This window comes from Burkholderia sp. AU18528 (assembly GCF_002223215.2).
GTDB lineage: Bacteria > Pseudomonadota > Gammaproteobacteria > Burkholderiales > Burkholderiaceae > Burkholderia > Burkholderia semiarida.
Genome location: NZ_NKFC02000009.1, coordinates 98,423 through 110,825, shown reverse-complemented (window position 1 = coordinate 110,825; position 12,403 = coordinate 98,423). Strand labels below are relative to the sequence as shown.

General features: G+C 62.5%; 9 protein-coding genes and 1 pseudogene. 4 read left to right on the top strand and 6 right to left on the bottom strand.

The window, feature by feature from the left end; translation table 11 throughout:
• Positions 1 to 11: 11 nt before the first annotated feature.
• Positions 12 to 1,628, bottom strand: coding sequence for a tryptophan halogenase family protein (locus CFB52_RS31145; RefSeq protein WP_099318362.1), 1,617 nt, complete (start codon positions 1,626 to 1,628; stop codon positions 12 to 14).
• 800 nt (positions 1,629 to 2,428) lie between these two features.
• On the opposite strand from CFB52_RS31145, the pseudogene CFB52_RS31135 reads away from it, so the two are divergent.
• Positions 2,429 to 3,031: pseudogene (locus tag CFB52_RS31135) on the top strand (LysE family translocator).
• Between the two features lie 273 nt (positions 3,032 to 3,304).
• Here the strand turns inward: CFB52_RS31135 and CFB52_RS31130 are convergent.
• Both CFB52_RS31130 and CFB52_RS31125 read right to left on the bottom strand, forming a co-directional pair.
• On the bottom strand, positions 3,305 to 3,490 hold the full coding sequence (locus CFB52_RS31130) for a hypothetical protein (protein ID WP_226093956.1): 186 nt from the start codon (positions 3,488 to 3,490) through the stop codon (positions 3,305 to 3,307).
• Positions 3,491 to 3,773: 283 nt separating this feature from the next.
• Positions 3,774 to 5,195 carry an aldehyde dehydrogenase family protein gene (locus CFB52_RS31125; protein ID WP_059579018.1) on the bottom strand — a complete coding sequence of 474 codons (1,422 nt, stop codon included), beginning with the start codon at positions 5,193 to 5,195 and terminating at the stop codon, positions 3,774 to 3,776.
• Between the two features lie 189 nt (positions 5,196 to 5,384).
• Here CFB52_RS31125 and CFB52_RS31120 point away from each other — a divergent pair, with 189 nt between their 5' ends.
• Positions 5,385 to 6,080 (top strand): SDR family NAD(P)-dependent oxidoreductase, encoded by a 696-nt coding sequence (locus CFB52_RS31120; RefSeq protein ID WP_059579015.1) that lies wholly within the window; start codon positions 5,385 to 5,387, stop codon positions 6,078 to 6,080.
• An 88-nt stretch (positions 6,081 to 6,168) separates the two neighbouring features.
• On the opposite strand, the gene CFB52_RS31115 is transcribed toward CFB52_RS31120, so the two are convergent.
• From CFB52_RS31115 to CFB52_RS31105, 3 genes are all read right to left on the bottom strand, one after another.
• On the bottom strand, positions 6,169 to 6,894 hold the full coding sequence (locus tag CFB52_RS31115; protein ID WP_081066620.1) for a GntR family transcriptional regulator: 726 nt from the start codon (positions 6,892 to 6,894) through the stop codon (positions 6,169 to 6,171).
• Between the two features lie 67 nt (positions 6,895 to 6,961).
• Positions 6,962 to 7,972, bottom strand: a complete 1,011-nt coding sequence (locus CFB52_RS31110; protein ID WP_089466059.1) for a zinc-binding dehydrogenase — start codon at positions 7,970 to 7,972, stop codon at positions 6,962 to 6,964.
• A 2-nt stretch (positions 7,973 to 7,974) separates the two neighbouring features.
• Positions 7,975 to 9,588: a GMC family oxidoreductase gene (locus CFB52_RS31105; protein WP_059579010.1), complete on the bottom strand. Its 1,614-nt coding sequence runs from the start codon at positions 9,586 to 9,588 to the stop codon at positions 7,975 to 7,977.
• Positions 9,589 to 9,866: 278 nt separating this feature from the next.
• Between CFB52_RS31105 and CFB52_RS31100 the strand changes: the two genes are divergently transcribed.
• Together CFB52_RS31100 and CFB52_RS31095 are read left to right on the top strand one after the other, a co-directional pair.
• On the top strand, positions 9,867 to 11,360 hold the full coding sequence (locus tag CFB52_RS31100) for a sugar ABC transporter ATP-binding protein (protein WP_059579116.1): 1,494 nt from the start codon (positions 9,867 to 9,869) through the stop codon (positions 11,358 to 11,360).
• A gap of 11 nt (positions 11,361 to 11,371) precedes the next feature.
• Positions 11,372 to 12,355, top strand: coding sequence for an ABC transporter permease (locus tag CFB52_RS31095; protein ID WP_257220818.1), 984 nt, complete (start codon positions 11,372 to 11,374; stop codon positions 12,353 to 12,355).
• Positions 12,356 to 12,403: the final 48 nt, after the last annotated feature.

The window sequence follows — 12,403 nt, the reverse complement described above, 5'->3', positions numbered from 1 at the left end:
GGCGCGGTCCACTACAGGATCTCCGGCGTCGCGAGCGTCGGCCCGGGCTCGCTGCGAGACAGCGCCGCATCGCCCTCGCGCAGCGAGCGCAGGTAATCATGGTTCGTCGGCAGCGTCGTGCGCAGACGCTCGGCCTCGCGCCGGATCCGCGCGAACATCTCCTCGGCCTTGTCGATCGACTCGGGCCGGTGCCGCAAGAGCGGCAGCGACCGGTCGGGCAGCAGCCCCAGGCCGGCAAAAATGCAGTAGTAGTTTCCGTTCAACCAGAAGTTCTTGAATTCGTAGTCGAAGGTGTCGTAGTACGTGGAATCGTCGAACGACGTGGTGGTCAACGGCAGCCCCGCCTTGTAGCGTTCGACCTTCTCCTTGATCGCGTCCGACAGCCGCAGGTCGTGCCGGTTCGCGCGCCAGAACGGCGTGTCGTCGCGCGACGTGGTGAAATAGTGCGCCTGCACGAAATCCCGGCAGTCGTCGAACATGTAGACGATTTCAGCGTTGAACGCGTCGATCAAGCGCGGATCGAACGACGTGTCGGGGAAGTGCTTCACGAGCTGGTACAGCGCCGCGTAGATGAAGTAGATGCCGGTCGATTCCAGCGGCTCCAGAAAGCACGACGACAGCCCGACAGAAACGCAGTTGTTGACCCACGCGCGCCGGTTGCGCCCGACCCGGAACTTGATCTGGTTGAGCGGCTGCTTGTCCGAAAGCCCCCAGAGGTCGAGGAAATCGGCGGTGGCCCGGTCGCGCGACGTGAACTTGCTCGAGAATACATAGCCGCTGCCGAACCGGCCCAGCATCGGGATCTTCCAGGTCCACCCCGAGTTCATCGCGATCGCCGACGTGTACGGCTCGATCCCGTCGCGCGCGTCGTCGGCGGGCACGGCGCTGGCGACCGCGCTGTCGCACAGCAGGTAATCGGACATGTCGATGAAGGGCTCCTTCAGCGCCTGGTTGATCAGGAGCCCGCGCATGCCCGAGCAGTCGATGAACAGGTCGGCTTCGAGCGTGCGCCCTTCCTTGGTGGACAGGCGGGAGATGTAGCCGCGGTCGTCCAGGTGAACCTGCTCGACCTCGTCCACCACGCGCTTCACCCCGCGTTCGGTGGCCCAGCGCTTCAGGAAGTCGGCCACGAGATGCGCGTCGAAGTGCCACGCGTGGGACATCTGGCGGGTGCCGTCGGCCAGGCACGGCGCGAGCTTGCCGTCGAGCGCCTCCGTCTGCGGGTAGCACGCGTACTCCATCGGTTGCTGGAAGCCCTGTTCGCGCTTGCGCAGCCAGTAGTGGGTCAGCGGCACGCCGTCGCAGTTCGGCACGTTGCCGAACAAATGGTAGAAGTGGTCGCTGCGCGAACCGTCGGGCGACTTCCTCCAGTTCACGAACCGGATGGCAGCCTTGAACGCGCCGTTCACCTGCGGCATCCATTCCCGCTCCGGTATCCCGAGGAAGTCGAAGAACACCTTCTGCAAGCTCGGGATGGTCGCCTCGCCCACGCCGATCCGCGGAATCGCCGCGGATTCGACGAGCGTGATGTTCGCCTGCTGCTGGAGCGCGCGGACGAGATACGACGCGGACATCCAGCCCGCCGTGCCGCCGCCCACGATGACAATATTCCTGATCGGATTGCTCATGACACGCTTCCCATGGGATTTGAAACCTGAATGGATAGTGCCGCCTCGTCGAGTTGAACCGGAAAATCGTTCGTCAATACGTCATGACGTGTTTCGTCCATCATGACGAATGGCGTCGAAAAGGCGCGTGAACCGCAGCGAAGTCAGGCAACAATGCGAAGCCCCATTTCACGCGGCGGCACACCGCGCAATGGATTCCACGTCGACAAATTGGCTTGCCGACACGTCGATCGCCATTAGCGCATGGATTTGATCAGTTTCCCTAATTGCAGTCAGGATTGTCACACCGTGCACTTGACCTCCGGGACACACCATAGCAGCGTTCACGATGGTCTATCTCGAAAAATTTCATATCAATCCAGGGTTGTTCAGAGAAATTCTAAATCCCGAAGAATTTCGACGAAATATCCCGCATCAACCGATTTAATTTTATCGAACTAATAAATTCACTTTTTCATTTAATGTCCATCATCAAATGTCCTTGTTTTACAAAAAAACGATAAATGGCCAACCGAATTCAAGGGAAAGAAATAAAACCTTCGCCATTACCAAAACAAAGATGACGATCTTTTCTCATTTCGGCAGCTTCGATCTCGACCCCAAAAATAATTCAACGCGCCTGCGGAGAAATTCGTCATGATGTGTCCGGGCGAACATGAGCGATGCTCGCCAGACGCATCGGACAGGAAGCGCCGAGTAAGCAGATCGAACGGTTGCGCGTACCGGGCCACCGCCAGTTCAACGGTGCACCCCGCCTGGACCGGACGCAAACCGCGACACTGACGAATCGAGGAGGCCGCATGCCCATCCAGGAAGCGTTGCTGAAGATGTCGATGTACGTATCGCTGGTGCTGATCGTGCCGGGGCCGACCAATACGCTGCTGCTGTCGTCCGGGTTGAAGGTCGGCCTGCGCGGCACCTGGCCGCTCGTGATCGCCGAAGCGCTCGGCTACGCGATCGCGATTTCCGTATGGGGATTCTTCCTCGCCGCGTTCGCTGCCGGCCGGCCCTGGCTTTATGACGTGGTCAAGCTCGCGAGTTCCGTCTAAATTCTTTTCCTCGCGCTCAAGATGTGGACGCACAGCCGCGTGCTGCAGGACGTATCGAGCACGCCGGTGAGCTTTCGCGACGTGTTCGTCGCGACGATGATGAATCCGAAGGCGCTGCTGTTCTCGAGCACGCTGTTTCCGCTGGAGGCGTTCCGGTCGGCGCACTATTTCGCATGGACGCTCGTCGTATTTCTGCTCGTGCTCGCGCCGATCGGCGTGGGCTGGTCGTCCCTCGGCGGCCTCGTCACTTCGCAACGCGCATGGGCCGCCCGCACGTCGACGCTGCTGCGCGGCGCCTCGCTCGTGCTGTTGATGTTCTCCGGCACGCTCGTGTACTCGGTCGTGAATCGCTGAGCGCGCTGCCGATCGTTGCGACGCGCGGGCATGCATCGCGCCACGATTGGTCTCTGCCCGGGCAGGCCGTAGCGGCCTTGATTCGCGCACCGGCGGATCGTTTTCGTACGTGGTTCGGATAGTCCTTAACGTCGATCTCGTCGAGCACGGCTTGCGCATCGCGCTCCCACGGATGGCCGTAACCAGCACCGCCTGCCGCGATGTGACACACCGCATCTCCCGAATCGGTGACGAAGCCATAGTCGGAGATGTTCAGCGGCAGACGCGCCTCGATCAACTCGACCGGCTGGTTCGACAGATTGCCGGGCGGATTCGCAATGCCTTCGTGCCGTCATTGCGACCGCCGCCGCCCCAACTGCCGAGAATACCGTCGATGATCAGCCAGTTCCCGCCCGCGCCGAGCGCCGGAATCGCGTCGGGCACGACCTGCGCAAACGCCGCTTGCAGCACGTCGAACATCCGGTACGCCATGATCCGCGCGCCGCGCACGCGGCCGGCTCAACGCCATCATCACACTAGAGGAACCAAGGTGGCGCGAATGGTTCGGCAATACAGCCTTCGACCGCAGGCCGAAGGCTCATGGGTAACGGAACGCTCACGCTCGACACGGCCAAGCAATCCGATCGGCTTGCTCCGAATGTTCGCGAACATCGATGTAGTGGGGATTTCCGGCAGCGACACTGCAACGAGTTGCCGCCCCCCCGCATTCACGGCTTCACCAACAGCGATCCCGCGCCAGTCCTCACGCCGCCACGTTAATGACCTTCGTTTCCAGGTAGTCCTCAAAACCAAACGCGCCCCATTCGCGTCCATTGCCGGATTGCTTATAGCCGCCGAACGGCGCTTCGAAAGACTGATCGGCGCCGTTGAGGCTTACCATACCGGCACGTAGCTCCCCGGCCACGGATTGCGCCAACTCCGCATCTCCCTGCAAATATGCAGCAAGCCCGTACGGCGTGTCATTTGCAATGGCGATCGCCTCATCGAGACTGCGATACGGGATCATCGTCAACACGGGGCCGAAAATCTCCTCGCGCGCGATACGCATCTCGTTATGCACATCGGCGAACACCGTCGGTTTCACATAGTAGCCGCGCTCGAGACCAGCCGGCGCATCCGGCCCGCCAGCGACGAGCGTCGCGCCTTCGTCGATGCCGGCCCGGATGAGCGCGCGGACTTTTTCGAACTGAACGCGCGACGCCACGGGGCCGATATGGTTGCCGCGATGATCAGGTCGACCGACGCGAATTTCGTTGGCCGCGTCACGGGCGATTTCGACCGCGGCAGCGTATTCGTTCTGGGGTACGAGCATGCGCGTCGGCGCATTGCATGACTGTCCGCTGTTCGCCATGCAATGACGCACACCTCTCTCCACTGCCGCGTGCAGGTCGGCACCCTCGAGAATGATGTTCGGCGATTTTCCGCCCAGCTCCTGCGTGACGCGTTTGATCATTTGCGCGCCCACCGCGCCAATCGTGCTGCCGGCGCGCGTTGAACCCGTAAACGAAATCATATCGATGTCCGGATGCGCCACGAGCGTCGCGCCCGCGGCCGCCCCGTCGCCGTTGATCAGGTTGAACACGCCCGGCGGCAAATCCAGCTCGTCGATCATTTCGGCCCATAACAGCGCGCTCAACGGCGTGACTTCGCTCGGCTTGAGCACCATCGTGCATCCGGTTGCGAGGGCGGGCACCACCTTGCACGCGATCTGGTTGATCGGCCAGTTCCACGGCGTAATCAATGCACATACGCCGATAGGCTCCCGAACCACGGTCCCGCCAGTGACCGAATGCCGGAAGCGGAACGTCCGCAGGGCGTTGATGCCGGCTTCGATGTGTCCCTGTCCGGTGCGCGCCTGCGCCGCGACTGCGAAATCGATCGGCGCGCCCATTTCAAGCGAGATGACGCGTGCCATCTCGTCATAGCGACGGTTGTAGATCGACAGCAGCTTGACGAGCCAGCGCTCCCGCTGTTCGACGGTGGTCCGCGAAAATTCGCCGAACGCCGCTTTCGCGGCCGCCACCGCACGATCGACGTCGGACGCGGAGGCGGCGGCAATCGTCTCGATGACCGCTTCGTCCGCCGGATTTTCCACTTCGATGTGAGCGCTTGAATCGGGCGCTTGCCATTCGCCCGCAATGTAGAACCGCTTCGCATGGGTCATTCGAGTCTCCAGTTGTTGAATTGAGAACGTGGTTCGCTCTTGCCGTCATCGTCATCGCACCATCTGCATGGCCTTCGGAAAGGCTCGTGACTCTCCGCCTCCGTTGCCACGATCGAGCCGTACGCTTGTGCGCGTCACGATCAAAGAATATGATGCATCATATATTCAATTTCCACAGGAGGAAAGTCCATGACGAAAGTTGCAGTAGTAACGGGCGGAGGCACCGGTATCGGGCGCGCTATCGCGGAAGAGTTCCGGCGCGCCGGTCTGTACCCCGTGTCAGTCGGCAAGGATGCGGACGAGGATCTCGATCCCGCCATCGAGTTCCGGCGGGTCGACGTGACATCGGCTGCTGCCGTGCGTGACGCATTCGGCGATCTGGCGCGGATTGACGTGCTCGTCAATGCTGCCGGAATCATCCTTCACGATCGCGCCGAATTCGATTCGGCGGGATTTCGGAAAGTGGTCGATGTCAACCTGAACGCCTGCCAGCTCACGACCGAAGTCGCGCTCGAGAAGCTGTCCGCGGTGCGCGGCTGCATCGTCAATATCGCGTCGATGTGGAGCTTTTTTGGCTCGGCCCGGAATCCTGCCTATACGGCAAGCAAGGCCGGCGTGGTGGGCCTGACGCGCGCGCACGCCGCAGCTTTCGCAGATCGCGGAGTGCGCGTCAACGCGGTAGCGCCGGGCTGGATCGAAACGCGGCTGTCGGCCGGAGCGCTCAACGACCCGGAACGCAGTGGTTCCATTCGCGCGCGTGTGCCGCTTGGGCGCTGGGGGCACCCTTCGGATGTCGCCAGAGGCGTGAGATTCCTTTGCTCGGCCGATGCAGATTACATCACGGGGGTGGTCCTGCCGATCGACGGCGGCTTCAGCATCGCGTGATGACGCAATGAGTATTCACGGCGGCGCGAGGCCGCCGTGCGCCATTACCACCAACGCATGCGGTAACGCAATCGGAGCGTGCGGCTGCTTACGTCGCCGCCACTTCGTCACGCTCACGCTCGGCCATCCATTCGAGCAGCACGCGCTGGCCCCATTCGATGTCTTCCTGGATCGCCTGGGATGCGCCTTCCGCATCGCCCTTGCGCAGCGCGGCAAGCACGCGATAGTGAGGATGCGATCGGTTCGATATCTCGCGGGGCGGCAGATGTGAATGGAACGTGTGCAACAGCGGCCCCATCCTGACCCACATGGTTTCCACGGTCGCGCTGAGCGTGGGCATTCCGGCGGCTGCCATCAATTCGAAATGGAAATCGCGGTTGCGCTCCGCTGCCTCCGACGGACTCACGGCAACTGCCTCGATGAACTCGTCGTGCGTCAGGCTCAGATGGCGGATTTCCTTCGGGGTAATGCGCTGCGCGGCCTGCTTGGCCGCCGCGCCCTCCAGAAGGCGTCGCATCAATTGGATCTCTCCAACGGTATCGGCATCCAGCGCCGGCACCATGATCGACGTGGCCGCAGTCATCTCGAGTGCCTGTTCACTGACCAGACGGAAAATCGCTTCGCGCACGGGCGTGATGCTCGTGCCCAGTTTTTCGGCGAGATCGTTGATGCGGAGTCGGTCGCCAGGCGCGTACTGACCATTCATGAGTCGGGAGCGAATCTCTTCATAGATGCGTGACGAGAGATTGCTCTTTTCCACACGGGCGAGGGGCTTCATTCTGATAACGGGACGAAAAAGAATGTTGTCATGCATGATACATCACGCTTCCTCGCTGCAACAGGCGGCGACCTCATCGGCACGCCGCGGCAACCGTGCGCGGTCAGTCGAATACGGCGACGGGCCGGCCTTGCCCGGTATGAGCCTTCAGCGATTCCAGCGCCTCGGGCAAGCGCGATACCGACGTCGGCTCGATCGGCAGCGGCGCCAGCGCACGATGCAGCACATCCGTGAGCAGACGCTCGCCCGCGTCGACCAGCGTGCGCCACTGCGCGGCCGACCCGTGTACGTGCAGTGCATTGAGGGCCACCTCGTGCAGCGAGATTGCAGTCGTGAACGGCGCGACCGGCGACGTGTCCAGACGATCCTGGATACAGACGAGATGGCCGTTCGCGCCCACGGAAGCGGCCAGCCGGACGGCATGCTGACCGCTCACCGTGTCGAACACTGCATCGAACGGCCGACGCGATGAAAAGGCACTGCTTCCGATATCGGGCGACAGGCAGGTCGAAGCGCCAAGACGCGCCATCCGCTCGAAATGACGGGCGTTGCACATGACGGAGACGCGCCAGCGCGCACGTACGGCAAGTTGGACCAACAGCGTGCCGACCGCGCCACCGGCCCCGCTCACGAGCGCCTCGGCGCCAGGATGGTGCGGCACTTTTTGCATCGCTTGCCACGCGGTCAGCATGGGGCACGGCAATGTCGCGGCCTCGGCAAAGCCCAGGCCCGGTGGCAAGCGCAACACTGCGCGGGCCGGCACCACGGTGTACTGCGCGAAACTACCGTCGCGCGCGAGCGACTGATGGTAGGCCACGCGCACACCCAGCCATTCCCGTTGTATCCCCGCGCCGACGGAAACGACCTCTCCCGCGCCGTCGACACCGGGCACGTGACCCGGCCGCCAGTCGGGCGCACCCCAATCGATGAACTTCCAGTCGACCGGATTGAGCCCTGCGGCGCGGTTGCGTACGAGCACCTCCCCGGGCCCCGGCGCCGGCCTCGGAACCCGCTGCCACACGAGCGCGGAAGGGGCGCCGGCGATCTGCCAGGTCCACGCGCCCATCGTCTCCACCGTGCTGTTCATGTCCATCGTCACGTCGTGTTCCACCATCGCTACACCACCGCGTCGAGCGCTGCGCTGTTCAGCAGCGATTTGCCGAGCACGTAGTCCGCCCCCTTCTCGCCTATCATGATCGATGCGGCGTTCGTATTGCCCGACACGAGATTCGGCATGATGGATGCATCGATCACCCGCAATCCGTCGATGCCGCGCACGCGCAATTCCGGATCGACCACTGCGCGCTCGTCCACGCCCATCCTGCACGTGCCGACCGGGTGATAGACGGTCTTGGCGCGCTTGCGAATGTAGTCCATCAGCCCGGCGTCGGTCGCGACGCCAGCACCCGGCAGCGCTTCTTCCCCCGTATAGGCGCGCAGAGCGGGCTGCGCGAGAATTTCGCGCGCTTTTTTCAGGCCGGCAACGGCGACGCGCCGATCTTCGGCATGCTGGAAGTACTTCGGATCGATCCACAGCGCAGCGGCCGGGTCCGCGCTGCGCAGGCGAATCTCGCCACGGCTTTGAGGGCGTAGCACGCACGGATTGATCGTCGCGCCTGCCGACTTCACGTGGTCCTGGTCGAGGTCCAGAAACACGATAGGCACGAAGTGCATCTGGATGTTGGGCCGCTCTTGCGGCGCGTCGACGTTGACGAACGCGCAGGCTTCGGTCACGTTCGACGTGACAGGACCGCTCTTGAACAGCAAGTACTGCAGTCCGTTTTTCAGCGTATTGGCGAAGCTGTCCTGACCGTAGTAGCCGTAGTTTCCGGTGCAATACGAAACCGCGGGAAACTCGATATGGTCCTGCAGGTTCGCGCCGACGCCCGGCAGATCGTACACCGTCTCAATACCGTGCCGGGCGAGTTCGGCGGCCGCGCCGATTCCCGAAAGCAACAGCAAGCGGGGCGACTGCACGGCTCCGGCCGACACGATCACCTCCTTGCAGCCCTTCTCCTGGACGACCTCGCCATTGCTGACGTATTCCACCCCGACGGCCCGGCCTGCGTCGATCAGGATCCGGTCCACGCGGACATCGGTGCGGATCGTCAAGCGGCCGCTCGCCTCGGCCTTGCGCAGATAGGCCACGGCGGCGCTGCAACGACGCTTGTTGCGTGTCGTGATCTGATTGAAACCGACGCCGTTCTGCGTGGCACCGTTGAAGTCGTGGGTAAAAGGAATGCCAGCCTGCTGCGCGGCACGCACGAATGCTGTCGACAATTCACAGCGCTGCGTGAGATCGGATACACCAAGCGGCCCGCCTACGCCGTGATAGCGATCGTTGAGTCGCTCGTTGTCCTCGGCGCGCTTGAAGTACGGCAACACCTCGTCGTAAGACCATCCGGAATTGCCTAGACGATCCCATTCGTCGTAGTCCTCGCGTTGGCCGCGGATATAGATGAGCGCGTTCACGGAACTGCCGCCGCCCAGCACGCGCCCTTGCGGCACGATGCGCGGACGGGCATCGAGTCCCGTTTGCGGTTCGGTTTCGTAGTGATACAGCAGGTCCGTGGACAGCAGCCTCGTGAAACCCGCCGGAATGTGCACCAGCGGATTCCTGTCACGCGGCCCCGCCTCCAGCAACAAGACGTTCGCGCCGGCCTCGATCAGCCGACCGGTGACGGCACTGCCCGCCGAACCGCCCCCAATCACGATGTAGTCGTATTTCAATGATGTCTCCTGTGTCCGGTTCTGGTGTCAATTCAACGGGACAGCCTCGCGAGGGCCTCGGCGCCGCTTCCCGTCACGATAGATATATGATGCATCATCATAGAGCAATGGCCGGCGCTCCGGTAGAGCCAACTTGTTAGGGCAAATACCCATCTAACACGAAGCCATGCGGATATATGATGCATCATGCATGTCGCATCAGCCACATGGCACCGCAGGTTCGCTCAGGCACCCGCGATGAAGTTCGCAGAATGCAAAACACGATCACAGAGGAGACGATGAGCAACCATCTGGTCATGCGCAACATCAGCAAGCACTTCGGCGGCGTACACGCGCTGCGTAACGTCAGCCTCGATGCATACGGCGGCCAGGTGCACGCGCTGATGGGCGAAAACGGCGCGGGTAAATCGACGCTCATGAAAATACTGGCGGGCGCCCACACGCCCGACGAAGGCGAGATCCTTCTGGATGGTCGCCAGCTTGCGATCGACAGTCCCCACACTGCGCGGGCACACGGGATCTCGGTCATTCACCAGGAGTTTTCGCTCGCAAAGCATCTTTCCATCGCGGAGAACATCTTCCTGCACGACATCGGCGCGGGAACGTCGATCATTCGTTGGTCGAAACTTTATGCGCGCGCCCGCGAACAGCTTGCCGCGCTCGGCTTCGGCGAACTGGACGTATCGCGCCCCGTATCGACGTTGTCGGTCGCCGAACAGCAGATCGTCGAGATCTGCAAGGCGCTTTCCCGGACGTCGCGCGTTCTCGTATTCGACGAGCCGACCGCGGTGCTGACCGCGCGCGAAACCGAGCGTCTGTTCGCCCTGCTGGAACGGTTGAAGCGCGACGGCGTCTGCATCATTTACATCTCGCATCGACTCGAAGAAATCTTCGGACTGTGCGACAGCGCCACCGTGCTCAAGGACGGCACCTTCGTCAGCACGGTGCGCATTGCCGACATCGACGAGAGCCGTCTCGTTCAACTGATGGTGGGCCGCGAGCTCCAGGATCTGTTCCCCAGACGCGACGCGTGCATCGGCGACAAACGGCTCGAAGTCCGCGAGCTGTGCGCGGGCGAAAACGTGCGCGATGTGTCGTTCCATGTGCGCGCGGGCGAAGTGTTGGGATTCAGCGGTCTCGTCGGCGCCGGGCGCACGGAAACGATGCGCGCGATCTTCGGCGCAGACCGCAAGAGCAGCGGCCAAATCCTCGTCGATGGCCGGCCAATTCCAAAACTCAAACGTCCCCGTCACGGCATCGAAAGCGGCATCGGCATGCTGCCCGAGGATCGCAAGCAGCAAGGCGTGCTGCTCGACATGCCAATCCGCGTCAACGCGATGATGACGCCGCGCAACGGGCTCGCGCGCCTGCGCTGCATTCTCGATCATCGTGCCGAGCGCGTGCGCACACGCGAATTGATCAAGCAGCTCCGGGTGAAGGCGCGCGACACCGAGGTCGACGTGTCGACGCTCTCCGGCGGCAACCAGCAGAAAGTCGCGCTGATGAAGTGGCTCTCGAACGGATGCCGCGTATTGATTCTTGACGAGCCGACCCGGGGCGTCGATATCGGCGCCAAGATCGAGATCTATCAGGTAATCAACGAACTCGCGCGCACCGGCGCCGCCATCATCGTGGTTTCCTCCGACATGCCGGAGATCATCGGCTTGTGCGACCGTGTGGTCGTCATGCGCGCAGGCCGTATCGCGGGCGAACTCAGCGGCCCCGCCATCAATGAAAAGTCGCTGATATCGCTGGCCATGGGAGTGAAGTAATGGAAGGAATCATGCAAACGCAGCGCGCCGACGTACCGCTGCTTCGCAGCGTGGCGCGCTACAACGCGCTGATCATGCTCATCGTGCTATTCGCCGTATCGAGCATCATGTCACCGGCGTTTCTGAGCGAGGAAAACCTCTATAACCTGCTGCGGCAGTTGACACCGCTGTTGCTCGTCAGCCTGGGCATGCTGCTCGTGATCAATACCGGCGGCATCGACCTGTCGGTGGGGTCGATCGCGGCCGCGGGCGGCCTGCTGGCAGCCATGCTGGTGCCGGTGATGCCGTTCGGCGCCACGCCGGGGCTCCTCCTCGCAGTCGTGCTGTCCGTCACGCTTGGCGCGCTTTTCGGCGCATTCAACGGAATATTGGTGACCGCCTTCGGCCTCGCGCCATTCATCGTCACGCTCGCCATGATGACCATCGCGCGCGGCGTCACGTACATGATGTCGAACGGCCAGCCGACGATGCTGCCACTCGATCTGCCCGCAGCGGAGTTGCTCAACGAATTCGGCAGCGGCAGCGTACCGTCGCTCAACGTACCTTGGCCCGTCGTACTCGCCGCGGGCGTCGCGCTCCTGTTCTACTTCTTGATGAACTACACCACATTCGGACGCATGGTCGTCGCCACCGGCAGCAACGAAATGGCGGTGCGGCTTGCAGGTATTTCCGAGCGCCGCTACAAGTTCTGCGTCTACGTGATTTCCGGCGCACTGAGCGCCGTCGCCGGCATCATTTACACGGCCCGAACGGGTGTCGGCACACCGATCACTGGCGTCGGCCTGGAGCTCGACGGGATCGCCACGTGCGTGATCGGTGGTGCACTACTCTCCGGCGGAAGGGGCTCAGTTCTCAACACCGTGATTGGGGTGCTCGTGCTGGGGCTCATCGGCAACGTGATGAATCTGCTGAGCGTACCGGTGTATCCGCAGCAGATCATCAAGGGCGCCATCATCATTCTCGCCGTTCTGGTTCAGCGCATCGGCCAACGCTGAACAGCGCGTCCGTGCAAGAGGCCGCCGCGCGGCCTTCCGCTCCACGCC